At 42.2% G+C, this 20,324-nt stretch carries 18 protein-coding genes; all 18 read left to right on the forward strand.

Annotated elements, in window-relative coordinates:
* Window positions 1-10: 10 nt before the first annotated feature.
* The 18 genes from R50345_RS08195 to R50345_RS08280 all read left to right on the forward strand — a co-directional run bounded on the left by R50345_RS08195 (window position 11) and on the right by R50345_RS08280 (window position 20,322).
* Window positions 11-1,483, forward strand: a complete 1,473-nt coding sequence (locus R50345_RS08195; protein ID WP_042125611.1) for a TadA family conjugal transfer-associated ATPase — start codon at window positions 11-13, stop codon at window positions 1,481-1,483.
* A complete protein-coding gene (locus R50345_RS08200) occupies window positions 1,461-2,444 on the forward strand; it encodes a hypothetical protein (protein WP_042125613.1) in 984 nt (327 codons plus the stop codon). Before R50345_RS08195 ends, R50345_RS08200 begins: the two co-directional genes overlap by 23 nt.
* Window positions 2,441-3,322, forward strand: coding sequence for a hypothetical protein (locus R50345_RS08205; protein ID WP_042125615.1), 882 nt, complete (start codon window positions 2,441-2,443; stop codon window positions 3,320-3,322). The genes R50345_RS08200 and R50345_RS08205 overlap by 4 nt, the downstream gene beginning before the upstream one ends.
* 29 nt (window positions 3,323-3,351) lie before the next feature.
* Complete coding sequence (locus tag R50345_RS08210) at window positions 3,352-3,570, forward strand: hypothetical protein (protein WP_042125617.1); 219 nt, start codon at window positions 3,352-3,354, stop codon at window positions 3,568-3,570.
* Window position 3,571: 1 nt separating this feature from the next.
* Window positions 3,572-4,045 (forward strand): hypothetical protein, encoded by a 474-nt coding sequence (locus tag R50345_RS08215; protein WP_042125619.1) that lies wholly within the window; start codon window positions 3,572-3,574, stop codon window positions 4,043-4,045.
* Between the two features lie 45 nt (window positions 4,046-4,090).
* Complete coding sequence (locus R50345_RS08220; protein WP_156114749.1) at window positions 4,091-4,564, forward strand: hypothetical protein; 474 nt, start codon at window positions 4,091-4,093, stop codon at window positions 4,562-4,564.
* Window positions 4,564-4,812 (forward strand): EsaB/YukD family protein, encoded by a 249-nt coding sequence (locus tag R50345_RS08225; protein WP_156114750.1) that lies wholly within the window; start codon window positions 4,564-4,566, stop codon window positions 4,810-4,812. The genes R50345_RS08220 and R50345_RS08225 overlap by 1 nt, the downstream gene beginning before the upstream one ends.
* Window positions 4,813-4,826: 14 nt before the next feature.
* Window positions 4,827-5,666 carry a DUF5050 domain-containing protein gene (locus R50345_RS08230; RefSeq protein WP_042125624.1) on the forward strand — a complete coding sequence of 280 codons (840 nt, stop codon included), beginning with the start codon at window positions 4,827-4,829 and terminating at the stop codon, window positions 5,664-5,666.
* Window positions 5,659-9,543 carry a type VII secretion protein EssC gene (gene essC, locus R50345_RS08235; protein WP_052414523.1) on the forward strand — a complete coding sequence of 1,295 codons (3,885 nt, stop codon included), beginning with the start codon at window positions 5,659-5,661 and terminating at the stop codon, window positions 9,541-9,543. The genes R50345_RS08230 and essC overlap by 8 nt, the downstream gene beginning before the upstream one ends.
* Before the next feature lie 16 nt (window positions 9,544-9,559).
* Window positions 9,560-9,907 (forward strand): WXG100 family type VII secretion target, encoded by a 348-nt coding sequence (locus R50345_RS08240; RefSeq protein WP_197069760.1) that lies wholly within the window; start codon window positions 9,560-9,562, stop codon window positions 9,905-9,907.
* A 45-nt stretch (window positions 9,908-9,952) separates the two neighbouring features.
* Window positions 9,953-10,252 (forward strand): WXG100 family type VII secretion target, encoded by a 300-nt coding sequence (locus R50345_RS08245; RefSeq protein ID WP_042125627.1) that lies wholly within the window; start codon window positions 9,953-9,955, stop codon window positions 10,250-10,252.
* Between the two features lie 98 nt (window positions 10,253-10,350).
* Window positions 10,351-11,490 carry an alpha/beta hydrolase family protein gene (locus R50345_RS08250; RefSeq protein WP_042125629.1) on the forward strand — a complete coding sequence of 380 codons (1,140 nt, stop codon included), beginning with the start codon at window positions 10,351-10,353 and terminating at the stop codon, window positions 11,488-11,490.
* 88 nt (window positions 11,491-11,578) lie between these two features.
* Entirely contained in the window at window positions 11,579-12,364 is a 786-nt protein-coding gene (locus tag R50345_RS08255) for a hypothetical protein (protein WP_156114752.1), read from the forward strand.
* Window positions 12,364-14,286, forward strand: a complete 1,923-nt coding sequence (locus R50345_RS08260; RefSeq protein ID WP_042125634.1) for an Mbeg1-like protein — start codon at window positions 12,364-12,366, stop codon at window positions 14,284-14,286. The genes R50345_RS08255 and R50345_RS08260 overlap by 1 nt, the downstream gene beginning before the upstream one ends.
* 33 nt (window positions 14,287-14,319) lie before the next feature.
* Window positions 14,320-15,177, forward strand: a complete 858-nt coding sequence (locus tag R50345_RS08265) for a copper amine oxidase N-terminal domain-containing protein (RefSeq protein WP_052414524.1) — start codon at window positions 14,320-14,322, stop codon at window positions 15,175-15,177.
* A gap of 43 nt (window positions 15,178-15,220) precedes the next feature.
* Window positions 15,221-17,947, forward strand: coding sequence for a hypothetical protein (locus R50345_RS08270; protein WP_052414525.1), 2,727 nt, complete (start codon window positions 15,221-15,223; stop codon window positions 17,945-17,947).
* Window positions 17,948-18,211: 264 nt separating this feature from the next.
* Window positions 18,212-19,093 (forward strand): ROK family protein, encoded by an 882-nt coding sequence (locus tag R50345_RS08275; protein ID WP_042125636.1) that lies wholly within the window; start codon window positions 18,212-18,214, stop codon window positions 19,091-19,093.
* A 212-nt stretch (window positions 19,094-19,305) separates the two neighbouring features.
* Window positions 19,306-20,322, forward strand: a complete 1,017-nt coding sequence (locus R50345_RS08280) for an HRDC domain-containing protein (protein WP_042131984.1) — start codon at window positions 19,306-19,308, stop codon at window positions 20,320-20,322.
* The last annotated feature ends 2 nt before the right edge of the window (window positions 20,323-20,324 follow it).

Consider the following 20,324-nt stretch of genomic DNA (forward strand, 5'->3'; position numbering starts at 1 on the left):
GGAGAGTAAATTGCTGACACGCGGGAAAATAAGTGATATGCAGCAAAAAGTACTACATCAGGTGGGTCCCAAGGAAAGTATGGAGGAATTGACCAATAAGTATACGACGATCAGCTTTGAAGAGGCTTTGGAATTGTGCCAAAAGTATATTACCAAAATAACCACACATGCTTACAGGCGCGAGAATGACCCTGCCCGTAAACGTGAAATGACGAAAGCATATATCAATGAATTTGTAGACGCTCAGAAGCCATCTGTCGAAGGATATCATGATTTAACCCAGTTGAAGAACGCGCTTACGAATGAAATCACGCATTATGGTCCGATTACCAAAGCGATGGAGGATCCATCCATTGATGAGATTAGAGCGAATGGTCCAGATCAAATCTTTGTGGAAAGCGGCGGCAGAAGCATACAGTGGGATCAGCATTTCACAGATCGTGATCATATGGAAAGAATCATCTCCAAACTTATTGGCGTGTCTAAGGTACGCTTAATCCCTAAAATTCCCATGGTTAATGCCAGAACGATTGAAGGGTATCGGGTAAACGCAACGCATGCAGATATATCACCTTACGATCAGCCTGCTTTTGTAATTCGAAAGTTCAGTAAGAAAAGTATTGTTCCGAAAATGCTGATCGAGAATAAATCATTCTCTTCTAACATGTATAAATTGTTGTCATTGATCCCAAAGTCAGACTTATCGTGGATCACGGTGGGACCTACAGGAAGTGGGAAAACAACACTTAATGAAATTTTGGTTAAGGAGATCAATCCTCTTTCCAGAATTATAACGATCGAGAATCCTTCAGAGATGCGATTGATTCAACGAGAAGACGGTAGTGAACACGGTAGAGTATTGAATGACGTCCTTCAGTATGAATCTGTACCTGATGATGATGATTCAAGCCCGGCGACGATGGAGAATTTGCTTATTAACGCTATGAGGCAGTCACCACACTGGATAGGGCCAGGGGAACTTCGGACACCCGGTGAATTCGCTACGGCACTCCGAGCAGCCCAAACAGGTCATTATTTTTTCTCTACACTCCATGCTGAAGGAGACAAGGAAGCGATTTATCGGTTTTTAACCGCGTATCTTATGGCATCTAGCGAACCTGCGGAACTTGCACTTCGAAATATATGCAGTGCGGTAAAATTCGTGATTTTCCAAGAGAAGCTAGCGGATGGCACCCGTAAGGTTACCTCCATATCGGAAGTTCTGGGGTCGGAAGATCTGAATCCGCTGATTAATCAAATTTACAGGTTCGATTGTGATGATGTTATTGAAGAGATGGTGGATGGCAAGAAGGTCGTCAAGATTGTTGGAAGACATTTGCGGGTAGGGAAAATATCCGCGAAGGTGCAGCAGCTTATGCTGAAGGCCGGAATAAAGAAGAGCAGATTTGAATTTTTTACTAAGGATCCTACGGAGGATGAAACAGAGGTGTACGAATTCGATGAATACAACTTTAATCATTAGTCTTCTTTTGGGAACGGCAGGATTTGTGCTTATTAATGCTATTTTTGAAGTGAGATTCTTCCAAGGCTCATTAAGATATATTCTCGATGTCATTGATACCCTCGCAGAGTATTTAGGCAAATACAATACGAAGCGATATGTGGACCGTATCAAGAAAGAGAGAATCGTCAGGCAGAAGGAGAATATTTATGCGAAATACAATCGCTTAGTAGAAGGGCTAATTCTTGATTTTAATATGCCTTTTACATTAGAAAGCTTTACCTCTATGCTCTGCATTTGTTTCGCTATTATAGCGCTGCTTGTCGTTCTTGTTATGGAGAGTATTACGCTTTCGGTTGTAATCACCATTTCGATCTTTGTAGGATTGCTTACTTTTTTTGTGATGCAGTCTAGAGCCATACAGGCGGAACGACTTGAGAATATTATGGATGCCGAGGATATCATTTGCCCGTTAGCCCGGGAAGGGGTCCTTGTAGCCATCAAAAAAGTAATGGAGAACGATGAATATATCAGCGCTAATCTTAGGCCGTATTTCCAGCAGTTTATAGATAATTGTGATAATAACGGTTACTCCTTTCGGCAAGCAATTACGCTATTGAACAGACAGCTTGGACCTAAATTTGATAATTTCACCAAAAAAGCAGTCGTCTTTGAATACAACGAAAGAAGAGGAATGGCAGATATTTTTCTCGATATCGTGGATGAAAATGCGGTGCTTCGTGAAATCAACACCAAAAAGGAACGAATCTTCAGAAAGATGAATCGCGACTTTATGTTTAAAACTGGAATTATTGTGCTGTTTTTCTTATATGCATTGACGGTGAAGGATTTCAGACAATTCATGCTAATGAGCAATGCCGGGAAATTGATTAATACGCTGTTAATTAGTGTGATCTGCTTGAGTTTTGCACGAAGTCAGGTGCTTCAAGGGAGCGTGGGTACCGGAGGTAGGCGCAAATGATATTTCTGATGAAGCTCATCGCTATGTTGTCCATTCTTTACTTGATTAAAGTCCTCTTGTATCCCTTCTTTAAGCCTGTAAGCAGAAAACAGAAAAAACGTGCACGTCAATACATAAAACAGCGTAAAAATGCCATTTTCCAAGAAAAATTCAATCAATATAAACGAAGAATTGCTAGGAAATATGTCAAAGGCCTGCTGGGAAGTGCTGAAAGGCTAAGATTCAAAAAAATAATAGACAGATTAGATCTTCAAAAAACACCTGAGGAAATACGTACTGAGCAATATATGTTCACGCTGGGTGCGATCCTAGTTACTTTATTCTTTCTAAAGGTAAATATTCTGCTAGGCTGCGCTTCTGCCATCTTCATCATGCTGGGATGGTTGTATCCGGTCGTGGAGCTTGAAAAGGTCATTGAGAAGAAGAATAAAAATATCTCGTTGGATTTCCCGGCTTTTTACAGCATGGTTTATTACCAGTATGTAAAGTCGGTCAATATACATTTTGCCGATGTACTCAAGGATTATATCCCAAATGCGAATCCGGATATTGCGGAAGAGCTTGGCGTAATGCTGGACAACATCGATTATGGAGAAGAGTTTGCCTTCAAACAGTTGAAGAAACGTATCCCGATGCACTACATCATCAAATTCTGCGACATTATGGAAACCAGACTAAAGGGGTATGACAATGTGTCTCAGATGGCTTATCTCAAGAATGAATTGGATGGTTTCAGAATCAGGGCACTGGAAGAGGAACTTGAGAGCAGGGAGCGCAGCAGTGCAAGAATTCAGTTAGTACTTATTATTGTTCTGGCTATTTACATCGTTATCTATTATTTGTTTACCATTTTGAGTTCTATGAAGCTGTTTCAATAATTCGAAATTATTTCTAGGGAGAGATTAGGATGAAAGAGACTATTGAAAAAAAATTCAAGGGGTTTTGGGCTGATGAAAAAGGTGAAGTGGGCATTAAGCAAATTGCGATGACAGTCGGTGTTATTATTCTGATTGGAGTTGTAGTTACTTCTTTGAGCAGTGGGAGTACTCTAGCTGATTGGGTTGGAGATGTTTGGGATGCTGTTTTTGGTAAAATAAAGGATGTTTTTGATCTCCCAGAGTCATGAGATGCAAAGTATAGCAAAAGCAATCCTAATCACTATTGTCACAACGGCAATGATTCTGGTGTTTATGAATCTGGCGTTCTTCTTCCCATGGTACTTGACGCTAGTTGTTGAAACCTATAATGTCTCACAGATCGTAGCTGGTGATAATTATTTGAAGAATTCTGATTATGAGGATGCACTGGATAGATTGCAGAAACGTCCGATTTTCCGCGACAAGGCAGATGATATTAAAATTACAGTTCTGAATGAGGACAAAGAGGATGCCCGTGGGGGAGATGATGCAACCGATTATTATGAGATGCCGGAAGCGGATAAACCTTACCGACAGAGAGGGAAGTCTCTTCAAGTAGAGATCAAAGCGGTATATCCTTTTTCAATCACCCTGTGGGGGAAGCCAGTGGAGCGTGAGATGCCTGTCAGATTCTCCATGACGACCACGGGTCTGAAGCATTATAAAGATCTAGACTACTATTAGAATTGATAGGAATGACTGACGGTGAAGAATATTGCTATAGGAATAATGTTGGTTATTTTTCTTTCGGTTATTATTGAGCCTTTGGTAGAAATGGCCCTTGTGTTTAAAGAAAATGTGGTACTAAGCACAGCGATTAATAACGCATGTAGGGTGGCAAAGGATCGAAGTCTGGAGTATGAGTCGCTACGCGGATTAGATGCGGAAATAGATGAAGAGAAGTTCAAAGAATATTTCTCGGATGCCTTCGAGAGTGCCATGGACTTAACATTACTGACCAGTGACGGCGATACACTTGAATTTAAATCGAATGACAGCAAATACAACGATTTTCAGGTCACTTTAAATTTCTCCTCGGTTACCAATTACGAAACAGAACAACTGGTGACGAAAGTAGAAATCAAGGCCGAATCCACTTATAAATTTAAAACACAATATTTAAAGCTGGCCGAAGCAGCGGGGGAAGATGTCGATTATAAGCTGATCAGTGAAAGAACATACCTTCTCTCCGTCAAGAATTAATGAAAGGAACAATCGGAATGGACTATATCATGGTAACTTTGCAGACCGGTATTGCTCAAAGGATAGACCTGAAGGTTCCGATGTTTGTGACTATAGAGGAACTATTGGTTATGTTCGCTTCTTCACTTCACGTAAAGATGAACGGTAATGTTAGACTTCAGGCAGAACCGCTCGGGAGAATTCTGAATAATAGCAAGACTTTGGATCAAGAAGGTGTAGCCCATGGCGCACTGCTCACACTCATCTGAGAAGGAGCGATAAAATGAATGGCAACCTGTTAAGCGGTGGATTAGTCATGAAAGCTGGAGAATCACTGCTTATTACGGATATCAAGAACTATACAGGCACTTACTTCGTTGATTTGGATCATCCTCATGCAGCGCCAACTCACTATGAAGGGCTGTTCTGGTTCATGAACGAAGCCGGCAACTTCCTTTATTACAGTGATCAGTTAAAGGGAAATGCACTCTGTAAGCTGGATATCGAACAACAGAAGGAAGAACTATTACTTGATAAACCCTGTTATCAGCTGCTGCGTCACGAAGATTGCTTGTATTACATTCATGAGGAAGATCATCGATTGTACTGCTATACAACTAACAGCAAACGTAATACAAGCCTGATTGATGAGCATGTAGATAGCTTTCTTTTGTATGAAGGTTTACTTTATTGTGCAACGCCACGGGGAATCATCCGAAGTACTGAGTCCGGAGGGCAGAGAGAATCGATAAGCGGCATGGTAACGACTGGGCTGATTATGGTTGGAGACATTCTCGCATGTGCGGACAAGAAGAATAGACATTGCTTGACGCTACTCGATCTTAAAACTAACGACACAACAGTTATGAATGGTATAGATGTCGCTAGTATCAGCACAGATGGCAGATATATTTATTGTACTAACCGGCTAAACGGCAACAGTATTTATCGAATAGACCCAGTGCATGGGGGAAGTATTCGGATATGTGGAATGAGCGCTGATTATTTGCATGTTTTGGAGAATGATCTTTATTTTTGCAACGGTCGTGAATGGTATCGACTCTCTCTATTTGGGGGAGAAGCCCAGACAATAACCTACACAGGAAGGTACAGCCATGAGTGATGAATTCAGCCGTCAGCCCCGTTTCTTGCCGGATATGCCTAGGGGAGAAATTGATGTTCCTAATCCACCCATGATTAACGAGAAGCCAGAAATCTCTTGGTTTGGAATATTACTCCCACCTATCGTGATGTTGATTATTACCGTATTAATTGCAATGACTTCACAGTCCATCTATTTACTAATCTCAGTTGCGACTACCGTGATGACTCTAATCGGCTCTCTTACAGGGGCGACAACGCAGATCAGAAAATATAAACGGAAAAAGAAAGAACGAGAAGAGAAATACCTTCAGTTTATTACCGATGTGCGCAGTGAATTATCAATCGCTCGCGAACAGCAGGTAAAAGCCATGAATGAAATGAGCCCGGAGCCAGCGGAATGTGTGCAGAGAATTTTGCGTAGAGATAACAAGCTGTGGGAAAAAACACCGTCTCATAATGATTTTTTGGCTCTGCGAATCGGGGTAGGCGGTGCACCGCTCGAGCTGCAGATCAAATACACCAAACAGGCGATTATTCTTGAAACGGACCCGCTCTTGATGGAGCCGCAAAGATTGGCTATGGAATTCGAGAAGGTCTCGAACGTTCCCATAACGGTTAATCTAGTGAGCTCTGAAATATGCGGGATTGCCGGGGAGAGTAATAAGACAGCCGACCTTATAAAGCTAATGCTTCTACAGCTAGTGACTCATCATGGTTATGACGATGTCAGGATTATTGTTCTTGCCGCAGAGGATGAGCTGGATAAATGGGATTGGCTAAAATTTGTACCCCACCTATGGGATGACGGTTTTAATATCAGATTTCTTTTATGTGGTAAAGCCATTGCCCATCAGACTTTGTCCGAGATTTATGGCGCTTTGAAGGAGAGAGAGATGAGGCCTTTGGGTGGTGGGGTTTTGCCGCATTATCTCTTTATTGTTGAAGATGCTTCCTTGCTCGAGAGTGAGCTAATCAGTAAATATTTATATAACGGCAGTGCACAGCTTGGGGTATCAACCCTTTTTATCGCCAAGAATTCCGCTTATTTGCCCATGAACTGTAAAACCGTTATTCATTTAAATGGAAAAAGCGGTGAAATGGCCAATCGATTAACCGGAGAGAAGATTGTGTTTACACCGGACCAGGCAGACATTAAAGACTTGGATCTGGTGGCGAGAAAGCTTGCGCCGCTGCGGATTAAGAATGCAAACGCTAACTTCTCGTTACCGTCCTCCATCACACTGATGGAAATGCTGAAGAACGAAAAGGTATCTGAAGTAAATGTGATGTTGAACTGGACACGTAACAAAACTTATATGGGTATGAGCGTACCTATAGGGATAAGGGCTGGTGGAGAAGCTTTACATCTGGATATGCATGAGGCTGGGTTCGGACCCCATGGTCTAGTAGCCGGGACCACAGGCTCTGGAAAAAGTGAATTACTGCAAAGTATCATCGTATCCCAAGCGATTCATTACCACCCCCATGATATTGCTTTTGTACTTATCGATTACAAAGGGGGAGGCATGGCAGATGTATTCAAGGGAATGCCTCATCTAGTCGGTACCATTACGAATCTGGATGGGAATCAAACGACGAGAGCTCTGCTATCTATCAAAAGTGAGCTCATGCGGAGGCAACGTGTCTTCTCGGAATATGGCGTGAACAATATTGATAAATACCAAAAATTATTTTATAGCAAAAATGTAAAAGGTGACATGCCAGCCATCCCTCATCTAATTATGATTGCGGATGAGTTCGCGGAGCTGAAGCAGGATCAACCGGATTTCATGAAAGAGCTTGTAAGTACGGCCCGGGTAGGTCGAAGCCTTGGCGTTCATTTGATCCTTGCTACACAGAAGCCTGCCGGCGTAGTGGATGATCAGATTTGGAGTAACTCGAAATTTAAAATATGTCTTAAAGTGCAGGATGAAGCTGATAGTAGGGATGTTATTAAGCGTCCTGATGCGGCCATGATTAAGGAACCGGGACGGGCCTATATACAAGTAGGGAATGATGAGATCTTTGAGTTGTTCCAGTCTGCTTATTCCGGTGCTGATTATGATCCGAAAGGCGAACTGCAGAAACAGGAGAACAAGCCGAAACGAATCTATAAGATAGCCCTGAATGGTAGAAGCGAGCAGATCTTTCCGCTGGAGGAAGAGAAAATAGCCAAAAATGAGTCGGCCTCCCAGTTGCATGCCATGGTTGAATACATTACGGAGACTGCCAAGCAATATGGGATTTCTCCAATAAAAGGGCCTTGGCTACCGCCGCTGCCTGAAGTAGTTTACCTTGATTCCTTGCTTACGAATAGCTTTGCGGAGGGTAGATGGCCGCAGCAGCAGAAGCTGCTCAGTGTGCCCGTGGGGATCATGGATGATCCAAGAGGACAGAGACAGGAAGCGCTGGAGATAGATTTTGCATCTGAAGGCAATCTGTTTGTCTATGGAACGCCGGGTACGGGCAAAACCGTGTTCCTCAAAACGTTATGTATTTCCATGGCCCTGATGTATCCGCCGGATGAGGTCAATATCTATATTATGGATTTTGGGGGGAGCTCGCTTAAAGCTACGGAGAAACTCCCTCATGTCGGCGGTGTAATGACACTGGAGCAAGAAGATAAGATTGATCAATTTATACGTTTTGTGTTCAGGGTTATGGAGGAACGAAGAACGTTGTTTGAAAATACGGGCAGTGAAGGATTCAGCGATTACCGTAGAAGTGGTCGGAAATTGCCATCATTTGTAGTCATGGTCGACAACTACTTCGCTTTATCGGAGACCTACGAAGATTTTGATGCACAAATGGTGCTGCTGGCTCGTGAAGGCTTTAAATACGGTATTTATATGGTCGCCACAGCAACCAACAGTGCATTGGTCAGATATAAATTTTCGGTCAACTTCAAGATGGCGATTAGCTTCCAGATGACCGAGAAGAGTGAATATGACGGTATTGTGGGACGAACGGAAGGGTTGGAGCCAGCAAAGGTTCCAGGCAGAGGGCTAGTACGAGGCAAACCGCCTTTGGAATTTCAGACATCGCTTCCTGATTATCAACATACCGCTACTGAGCTTATCTTGGAGAGAATGGAGGCCTTGCATCTAAGTGGTGCCACTCCAATTCCAGTGATGCCTTCTACAATTGACCTATGGCAGCTCAATAATGATACAGAGCAACTGGCTATAGGCTTGGCTAACAATGATTTACTACCCGTCTTTATAGATCTTCTTGCTACGCCGGTACTGATGGTAGCTGGAGAAGCGATGTCAGGCAAAAGCACTTTGCTAGTCTCGTGGATGAAGCTGCTGAGTGATAAACAGGATCTTGAGGTGTATGCGTTGGATTCCTCCGCTATGGGAATTTACGAGCTGATGCAGCAGCCATACGTAACGGATCTATCGAATGTGGATGATCTGGATGATTTCATTGAAGGGATAAAGGAACAACTGGAAACCAGACGCAGTGAGCTTCTCTCTTGCAGAATGTCCGGTGGTGACGTTGGCGCATTGATGAAGCAGTGGAAGCAGATGATCTTCGTCATTGATCGTCTAAGTGAATTTACAAGCGGAGACATGTACATGCTGCAAGAGCTGATTGAGCGAGTTGTGAAGCAAGAACGCGGTATGAAGGTGGCTGTTCTAGCGGCAGATAACACAAGTGATCTTACCTCTAATTGGGATTCTTTGGGCAAGACGATAAGGGAAGAACAGGCCGGGATCTTGCTAGGTAGAATTAAAGAACAAAATCTGTTCAATGTGTCCTTACCTTATGGAACCCAGGAGAAGGATGGGGAGCAAGGCGATGGCTATCTCATTGTGAAGAATAAATACACCGGATTAAGATGCGCTGTATGGAGTAAGGAGAATCAAGTTGCTGCAGGCATAGGAGTCTAGGATGGAGGTGCAGCCAGTGTCAGTTAGTCCATCAGAAATCAGGGGAAACGCTTCACAGATCCATAGTTTAACTAATGAAGTGAACAGTGCTTCAAAAAAGCTGCAAAGTGATTATACACAATCAGCCAGCTATTGGACCGGTACAGCTTCTAAGGCATTTCAAAGTGAATACAACGAGTTGGATCATGAGATTAAGACCTTGCTCAGAACGCTGGATAGGCTCGAAAGTGGAGTCCAAAGAGTGGCTTCAGAAGTGACCCGTGCCGAACAAGAGAGAGAAGAAAAGCGAAGGTTGGCAGAGAAAGCGGCGCAAGAGGCGCTGAAGCAAAAGCAATTGGAAAAACAAAGGCAAAGCCAAAAGTAGTGACAGGGTGTTGAGGTAGAACTGCTTTGAAAGGAGGTGAATAATGTGGCGGGAAACAATCTTACATTTAATCCAGATCAGGCACTTGGTGTAGCTAAGTCAATCAAGACTAAAGCAAGCAATGCAGATACACTTATCAAACAATTGCAAACTGAAATCCATGCCGTTAGCGGTTGGTGGCAAGGAGAATCACAGACTGCTTTTGTACAACAATTCGACGGACTTATGCCTAGTTTTAAAGAGCTGGTTCTCTGTGTAGAGAATATCAGCAAGAACCTAACACAAATTGCTAACATCAAGCAACAAGCTGAGCAAGAAATGGCAAGTAAACTGCGCGGAAAATAATGCGGGTTGTACATAACAAGGCAGATCTTTGAATCATCTGCCTTGTTAGTATGATTTTAAGGAATGATGAAGTGATTTTTATTTGGGGGGATCTGAAAATGAAGCTGACCGAACAACAATACATAACGCTGGCAACCGTTCTAGAAGCAGCAGATGGTCTCGAACTAACAGATAAATTGGCTTTTGCAGGTGCAACAGCCTATGCCTATAAAGATGAGTATAACGATAGATTAATTATCTTTACATATAAAGGCGCGGATTGGCTAGCTGATCTTCAGTCTCTGCTAAGCGGCCAAAGTAGCATGCCGGAGGAAGCTTCAAGATTTGTACTGAAGAACAAAGGAGAGGGCAATTGCCAGGTTACAGGTTATTCCATGGGCGGAGCTTTAGCCCTTTATGCAGCATCGGTTAATGAGGGGGTCGGTGGTGTAGTATTCGATGCTCTGGGAATCGCAAACCTTTTGACCACGGAGCAAAGTGGGAAGGTTCAAGTTAAGAATATTGTGGCCTATAACAGTCTTGTATCTGCATTAGGTAAACATAACGAAGAGATTGTATTTGCTAGATCGGGTATAGAGGGAACGGATTTCTTAATTCCTGATTCTCTTTGGCAGCGGTATACCTTTGATTCCCAGGGGAATGTGATTACAGGTGAAAAAGGGAATGCCTATGCTATGTTGTCCAGGATTAATACCTTAACGGAAGACCATACGCCTGTTTTTGATGCTGTTATGAGTGGATTTGGGGATACCGTCGGACTAACCGAACGTGCATCAGATCATTTGGGGTATGTGATCTTTACCTTAATAGATCAACTGGATGTTGGAAAAGTACGAGGTGCACTGACTGAAATTGCTCACAAATATGAGCGAATGGTGGATGAAAAGTTCAGTGTGTGGAGAACCGAAATGAATAATATTCCGGAATCCTTTCTCTTTGACGATATTCATGCGAAGTTCGAGCAATTATCTGAGGCAGCCATGCTTGAGGCAGCGGAAGTGGCGGAGGAGTTAAATGAAATTACACAGGCTGTCTTATCCATTCTTCTGATTTGCAGTCCGATAGGGGATCAATTGATGGATCATATTGAAGAGTGGCTCGATAAATTGACGGACGCTATCATGGAATGTATGGAGAAGCTATCTAACCAAATGACAGGACACCTCGATAAGGTGGTTGAAACTTACATGAATCAAATGTTCAAATTCCCGGAATTGAAGCTGGATTTTGAATTCTAGCGTGAACTGGATCGTCATCACAAAGGAGTGAAGCTGCATGAACAAGATTTGTACAAGGAAGGTGTTGACTCTGATGTTGTTAGTATCAATGTTTAGCTTTATGGGTTGTGGATCTGAGTCCAAAGATGAGAAAGCGGCAAAGAAAATTTTGAGCTCCTTACATGAAAAGTATGGAGAGGAATTTGTCCTTGACGGTATAGGCGGCGGCTGGGGAACGATGAACAACAATACGTTGAAGGCGATGGTTTATCCAAAAAAAGATGAAACGCTAAGATTTCCTGTTGAAATTACGAAGGATCTGAAAAAGGTCTATGACAAGTACTTAAACCAAGTAGTTGCCAGAAATGAGGAACCACACATTCAAGAAATGGCTGCTAGTATTTGGCCTGACAGTAAGGTTATCGTCGCCAACGAAACAGGTCTAGTTTATCCCGAACATAGCGATACCAAGATATCCTATGAGCAATTTCTGAAGTTATATCCAACGAATACGCAGGTTGTAACAGTATATTTAAATTGTGATAACTATATGGATAATAAAGGAAACGAGGATCGTGATAAAGAAATTGAAGCCCAGTTAGCATTTGTGAAAAGGTTAGAGGAAAACAAATATGTCAGTAGTCTAATTACTATAGCTTACCTCACTCCTGATGCTCATAGTCGCTTGGATGACATCAAAAAGACAGAATCAGATGTGGATCTTTATTATAGTGATGAAACGAAGGAAACAGGAATAGTTAACATTGTAACGATGGTTGGTTACAGTTTAGGGGCAGATGGGGAGATTGAAGAATCCCGAGAAGAAATAGAAGAGTATTATGAAATATGGAAAGAGAAAAGAATAGAAAGCTTTGAACAAAGAGGGGGATTGTAATGGCTGATCCTGATATTCTTTCAGAGATTGAGTTAAAGCAAATCTCCCAGATTGTTTATTTAGATATATTAGATAATAAAGACCTTGGGAAAATATATACACGTAAGAACGACAAAATCACTCTCGGCGAAGTTCTCAGTTTCTACTCTACACCCGAAGGTCAGCGGCAATTAAAAGAGCGCTTTCCCAACGATCTTAACGGAGTTAAAGAATACGACCAGTGGATTGTTCTCATAGAGCAGATGAATAAACCTCCATATAAGAATTGGGAGATTTCCAATATCGTCTCTCATAATAAAAAAGAGGAATCAGGCTTTGTTGCATTTACAGTGGATACCCTTAACGGAGAAAAGGTAGCTGCGTTCCGGGGTAGTGAACCTATGGAAAACCCACTTTACCGCAATGACTGGAAAAATAACGGGACAACGGCGTACTCCATTGAAGCTATGCAGCAAACGGAAGCGAGAGAGTATATGAAAAGCTTTAAGACCGACGGCAGTTATGATTTATATTTGACCGGGCATTCGCTAGGAGGCAACCTGGCTTTATATTCTTCCTTTATTCTGTCGGAGGATCTGCGTAAACACCTCATTTCGGCTTCAACCTTTAATGCTCCGGGATTTAATGGAGATGTACTAGACAAGTTCAAATCGAATATTGATGAAATGAATGAAAAAGGGCAAATCAAAGAGTTCAGGAATAAATATGACATCGTACCGGCCTTATTCCTAAATCCCTCGGCAGGTATTTATATAGATACTGAATCTGAACGGGATGACGTACTGGCTCATCACTCCTTACTCTCACTGAAGACCAATGGAAACAACACCTTTCTACTTTCGGATTCCCAGACACGGGGTTTAGTTCCTAACCTCGTGCATAATATTACGGTTGGTTTGGAGGTCATCCCTGATTTTCTGAAGGAGAGTTTGGTTGAAGGGGTGTTCAAAGTACTGGATGGGGAAGTGGATTTACGGCCATTAGCGATTGCAGGAATAACGGTAGTTGGAGTATTACTGGCGACTGTTGGGCCTGTTGCAGTTGTTACTGCGGCGATTACTACAGCGTTAGCTGTACTCGTTGGTACTATAAAAGCATTGATTGCGCTTTATATAATCGGTTTTGTCATTGACAGTGTCATTCCCTGGATTAAGCAAAAGGTGGAAGACATCAAGGAGAGAGTGGTTTCCTTTTATAATCAAAGTGTTGAATTTGTAACGAATATGGTTACAGAAGCTGTCCGAGTCACTAATCTAATCGGTGAAAGAATTGCGGAGTTTTCACAAAAGGTAAAACAAGCAGTCTCTGATGTTATGACAAAAATGAAAGATGGCTTCAACCGGTTTGTGGATAACACTATTCAATATGTAAAAGCCCAGAAGGAATATTGGATCGGTGTAAAAGACAAAGCGATGAAGAAAATGGGAGATATATTCCAAAGTGTAAAAGCTAAAATCAAGAAAACCAAGGATGAATTTATCGCTGGCGCTCGTACGATTAAAGATTCAGCAATCAGCAAAGTTAAATCGACCATTACAAAAACTATAACGAAAATTGCAGTTGCATCCGCCAGTGTCATACAAGGAGCCAAGATTTTGGCGAATATGGATAAACTGGAGAGTCTGCAGAAAAGCCTGGTGCGTAAGGAGGAGAGCATTGCTGAAATCGTCGAAAGGATATTGTCTATAGCTTCTGGAGTAAGTTCTAATGTGGGCAGAGCTTATAGTGAATCTTATGTGCAAGCCCAATTAAGAGAGTTGCAGCGTATAAGCAATGAAGTTAGGACACAAAAAAATCTTGTAACAACAGCAATTCATAGCAAAACCGCAGGCCTAAAATACACGATAACAAAATATCGGGACATCGAATCCAAGATTGTTGCGGCTGCCCGTGCAAGTACTAATACAATGCGTCTGAACTAAGCAATAGCCAACTAAATTGAGAGGAGCAGTTATATGAAAAAAATAATGAGTTCGCTGGTTGTATTATTTATGGTTGTCCTGTTCTCTTCGAGTTTTACGGGGTTAGCCGCAAGTCTTCCATTGAGGGTAGTAGTTAATGGAGAAAAGGTGATTTTTCCAGATGCCCAGCCTTTTATTGATGCGCAGCAAAGAGTTCAGCTTCCAGTTCGTTTTATAAGTGAAGCTCTTGGAGCTGAGGTGTTATGGGACAGTAAGGCTAAAAAAGCGACAATTTCGCTTGAAGGCAAAACCATGGGTGTCTATATCGGGAAAAAGAGCTATGAGCTTAATGGAACGACGAAGCAAATGGATACGGCTGCACTGTTTAAGCAATCAAGAACGTTTGTCCCGCTTCGTTTTGTATATGAAGGGCTCGGTGTAAACGTGAAATGGGATGATGCCGTGAAGACGGTTTATATTACTACTCCGGGGAATGAGCCTCCTACGAGTACTCCAGAAACAGGGAATTCAAGTGAACCAAAAGTAGCAACGGTTGAAGGTTTTAAAATTCCATACACTGAGTTAGGACCAAATAGGGAACCTGTCTATATTTCAAATTCTAAACTCACAGTGTTTGGTAGTTCTGAGCCAGCAGAGGGTAAATACCTTTTCCAAATCACAGTTCAATATGAAGTTAAAGATGCTGATCCTGTGCAAGCAGCTAATGAGGCAGAAGAAATTCTAAAACAAAAGATTGAAAGTAATGTGGTGGATTCTATTATGGAGTATGTAAGATCTAAAAGAGAAAGAGTGGATGTATTACCAATAAAGGAATTCTCAGATAAAAACTTTAAAGTTATAGTGCAATCTAAGGAGTGGGGGAGTGTACATCTTTCCATATGGAGGAAATAGGATTTATGAATAGATATGAAAATATTATGAGATAGGTGAATATATGAAAAAATCTATGCGTATTTTTGCGATAATCGTATTATTATTTCAATCTATTAATACTTTTGTTTTCTCAGAGGAAGCGATAGACGATCCTTTGGAGAGCTTACCTAAAACACCAGAGGAAGTTATAAAATATATTAATAATGATATGGAAAATATATATGGCTGGCCTGATTATTACCCAGTTAAAGTAGGTAGCAGGGACCTAAGAAAAGATTTACTTCAAAAAAGTATTGATTCTAACCGTAATAATTATGAAATAGTTTACGGAGAGCCTCATTACTGGTTGGAACATAGTAAAATGCATGCCTTCTCTGGTTATTCAAAAGATGGCGAGGATGTCTCAGCGGAAGGCGCGCCCTGGTATGCAGGTTGGAGTGGAAAGCAGATACAAGATTTCAATATGGTTCATCGTCCATGGAAAAATGAAAAAGTTAAAGAGTTGTACAATATTACAGAGAATAATTTCGATGATTATAGCAATAAGAAAAGTGAATATCTAAAAGATTCTAATGGAACTTTTGAAAAATCCATTATCGATGGATTAAATAGAGATTACGCTGAAAAAACATACGCTGAATTCATCTATAACAATCAAAACAGTACACTTAAAGGCAGTCCTGTGTATACAAGGGATGCGACTCCGTCTAAGGGTGGTCATTGGATAGATTATGTACATGTCCTGCAACCGCCTACATATCTGTCATGGGGATCGGGTCGTATCTACATTGAGGGTTCTAACGGAAATATCACTTACTTAGGCATTCCTATCGCTCCTTTTATTTTGCAGGTAAATGACTTATCCCCTCATTTCGAAACGATGCCAACCGGCGCATTAGAGGGACAAGAGGTAACTGTTGGGATTAGACTCAGATCCAGTTTCGCTACCCAGAAAACAACAGATTTTGCTTGGAAGATTACGAGTAACGGGAAGGAAATTCCCGTAAAATACCACGGCCATGCGTCAACGTTGGCTGGTGAAATTAAGCTTGCAGCTAATGCGGCGGACAATATTCTTTACGCGACATTTACTATGCCAGATGGGGATGTGAACATACGATTTAATCTGAACAGTCAAAAGTCACCTAAGGAAGTTTTGTACGAAAATAATGAGCTTTATGGATGGATTCAGAAGGTCCCCGCGATGCCAACGACCAAAGGCTCTTTTGATCTGGATTACAATGTGTTATCAAAAAAAGTGAACTTCGGTTTAGCTGATGGCGCTGCTATAAAAGCTGTTTTACAGCCGCCCTATGCTAATTTCACTTGGAGTGGGAATGCTACAGGTGCTTTGGAAGTTACTAATAATACGGATGCGATCTATCGCTATTTTCGAGTGGAGAACAATCCCGCTGTGAATGATGCTGCCAGTACAATAGCGAGAAAACCTGACATCATTGCTAGCTTGCAGCGCCCTGATTTTGGTGATGATCCGGTTAATGGCAAATGGTATAGTAATCCAGCTCCGTACACACCTAATCAGAAGTCAGGAAATATAAGTTTCCAAGGTACTGTAAGCAGAAATTATACCCGTGATTATGAGGTTTGCAGCACCAGTAAGAACGCGGCAGGCCAAGACGTTGAATCTTGTAAAACATATACGACGAGCGGCAGCACCTCGGCTCCGTTTACACCCGGGCAAGACGTCAAAACCATTCGGACCTATATTTATAATGGGCTCGAACAAATCGCGCCGAAGTTATACAAGAATTCAATAGACAAAAATGAAGCAGATTCGTTAATCAGAAAGCTACTCTGGACAAGTGAACCTTACAACTATAATGTAATTCGCTGGATGGCTCATGAAGATGAGAATAAGATCTTGCAGGACTGGACGAAGGTTAAGGGTAAATTCGAACGTATCTTTACACAACAGGCAAGCGGAGATGTCGGCTGGAAGGTAGAGAATAGCATGGCTCAAGCTTATAAGAAGGCCAGAGATACCGCAAAAAAAATGCTTAACAACAAATCTGCTTACGACACTGCCGTGTTTGCAACTGATAAACAACTGCAAGGCTATGATTATCCAATTAAATCGGGGTATTATTTTAATCCAGTTGGAACCTATACCTTTACGCTGGAGACAGTGATGTTTAAGGACACGGATAAAGACACCGTGGATCATAAGGAGCTTGTTGAAGACCTTACGAATTCATTCCGCTATGAAACTGATCTTATGTATATTAATAAGGAGAAGGTTGCGGTTAATCTGCGGAATGAGCCGCTCAGCAAAAACGGTAATAACTTTGCGAGAAAGCCAGCAGCATTATCAGTAGAGAATGACACGGGTGTGAATAATGAGAAATTGCTGACGGTTGAGAAAGGCTTTACTAAAGAGGTAGAAGAAATTCCATATTCACAGGATAGAGAAAGTGATAAAGGCACCCATGAATTCTGGAAAAATATCCTGGAAGGTTACTCGCAGTCTAGCACACTGGGTAGCTTCAACAATTTCAAATACCGTGAATATGTAGGCTTGAATCAGCATATGTACAAGATCACGGAGAAGTCTACAGTAACAATTACGATTAACAAAGACAAACTCCCTGTCTATACTACAGCTGAAATGCCAGACGGTAAGTACTATGTCAAGGCTTGGCTGGCAGATGTGGAGCTGTCCAAGAGTACCAATGCCTACAAATCATTAGGCAAATTAAACGGCATTAAGCCGCTGGATCAGATTGAGGTTACGGTAAAAGGCTCCATGTTCGATGACTTGAATAACTAAAGGACAGACACCCCTCATGCAAAGTTGCATGGAGGGTGTTTTTATTAAATTGTAAGACAAATAAGTTTCACGCTATACATTATCCTTATATTTCTCGCTTAAACGCTTATCGTCCTTATAAGGATGCCGAAGGCGTTTATACTTGTTGTGATAGCGCTTCATTCGACGTATAATTAGGACTGGTGATTGCTTTTTTAAATGATATTATTCATTTTTGTATGGGTATTGTATTTACTTCTAACTAGAGAAAGGGAGATCATTGCTGTGAAGCTATTGGGAGCGATTGAAGCAGGAGGAACAAAGTTTGTATGTGGGATTGGTTATGAGGACGGTACCATTGTTGACCGAGTTAGCTTTCCGACAACTACACCGGAAGAAACGATGGGACTAGTAATAGATTATTTTAAAGAGAAGAATGTAGAAGCTTTCGGAATCGGATCTTTTGGACCCATTGATCCTGTGCTGGACAGCCCTACTTATGGTTACATAACAACGACACCAAAACCTCATTGGGGACAATATAATCTGGTAGGCACCATGGCTGAGCAATTTAACGTTCCGATCGGCTTTGACACGGATGTGAATGGTGCGGCGCTTGCAGAGAGTAAGTGGGGAGCAGCTAAAGGTCTGGACAGCTGTCTGTATATTACGGTTGGGACAGGCATTGGAGCAGGAGCGGTTGTTGGCGGCCAGATGGTCCATGGATTGTCTCACCCTGAGATGGGACATATTCTAGTTCGTAGACATCCAGAAGATACGTTTGAAGGTTACTGTCCATATCATGGCGATTGTCTTGAAGGATTAGCCGCAGGTCCGGGGATCGGCAAACGCTGGGGACAACCGGCAGGCGACCTTCCGGTGGATCATCCGGCATGGGAGATGGAAGCGCACTATCTTGCGCATGCACTCATGAATTATGTACTGATTCTGTCTCCGCAAAAAATCGTCATGGGCGGTGGTGTTATGAAGCAAAGCCACTTATTTCCGTTAATTCGTACCAAGCTGCAAGAGCTATTGAACGGTTATGTACAGCATCCATCGCTTAATGTCGACATTGATAATTATGTTGTGTCACCAGGTCTTGGAGATAATGCTGGGCTTGCTGGAGCGATTGGACTGGCTACATTAGCTCTAGCTAGAAGCTAGTATAAAAAGACATTGACTGTTCGGTAATATATGGTATTCTAGGATCTAACAGTATAGCATTTAATGAGGAAGCACCTCTTTCACGTTTATCGTGAGAGAGGTGCTTTTTTTGCGTTTCGGGGTCTACTTGAGAAAGGATTTGTTCGGTCCGAAGGAGGCTCTGCCCGGGTAGTTATTGTGCTTACTGTAAGTTGAGAAAGGTAGGGATGAATATGCAAATTGTATTTATGAACCGTTTATCCAGAATATCTGGAGTGGATCAAGAGATGTACGCCCAGCTGTGGATTGGAGAGGAAGAGGGGATCTGGAGTTTGGGCTGGCGCGATTTTTCAGGGGGGGAGAATTACATCGAGAATTTATGGTATGAAGGTGGTTCTTGGAATGAAATGCTCTGTGTATACAGGCATGAGCTAGCGGTGAAGATGGGAGATGGCTATCGACCCTTAATCGATGGGATATTCCACGAGGAGGATAGTCTTACTGGACGGAATCAGGAGCAACTGAAGCTTCAATATTACAGCGAACATCATGGGAATGAGGTTATTTATGAGGAATTATGTGCTTGGCGCCGTGGAAAAGCTTCGAGTGAACGCAAGGCGCCCTATATTCTCGCCAGTAATCGTCTGTTGCGCTTGTTAAGCACGTTTCTACCGCATACGCCAGAGGAGCTGTTACAAATTCCAGGTGTAGGAGAAGGTAAGGTAGCACAGTTTGGGACCGATTGGCTGGCTATAACGACTGTGGCGGCAAGGGAGCATTCCTTTCCTCTAAATTGGGTTCAAGAAGTAATTGAAGAGGAGTCTTTTGTAAATTGGCTTTATAAACAGAAAGAGGTCAAATATAAGAAGCAGCTTGAACGACTGCGCTTACGGCGGATTTTACTGCAGGGGATCGAGAATGGATTGGGTTTGGAACAGCTTAAGGTGAATAGTGGAGTGAACCGGCGTGAACTGATTGAAGTGGTAGAGGAACTAGAAAGAGAAGGTTATTCCGTTGAGAAGCTGATCCATGTAGAGCTTGGAAATATGCCACAGAATGAGCAAGAAGCGGTATGGAATGCATATGTGGAGCTCGGGGATCTCTTTCTAAAACCGGTGTTAAATAAAGTTTATGGAGAGGGGTTTTCTGCTGCTGATGGATTGGATATTTATTATGAGCGCCTGCGATTGATCCGCATCCGTTTCCGTCGAGAGCAAACGCATAAAGTGGGCATGGCGACCAGCTTTTAAAT

The sequence above is a fragment of the Paenibacillus sp. FSL R5-0345 genome (assembly GCF_000758585.1).
In the GTDB taxonomy this organism is placed as follows: Bacteria; Bacillota; Bacilli; order Paenibacillales; family Paenibacillaceae; genus Paenibacillus_AQ.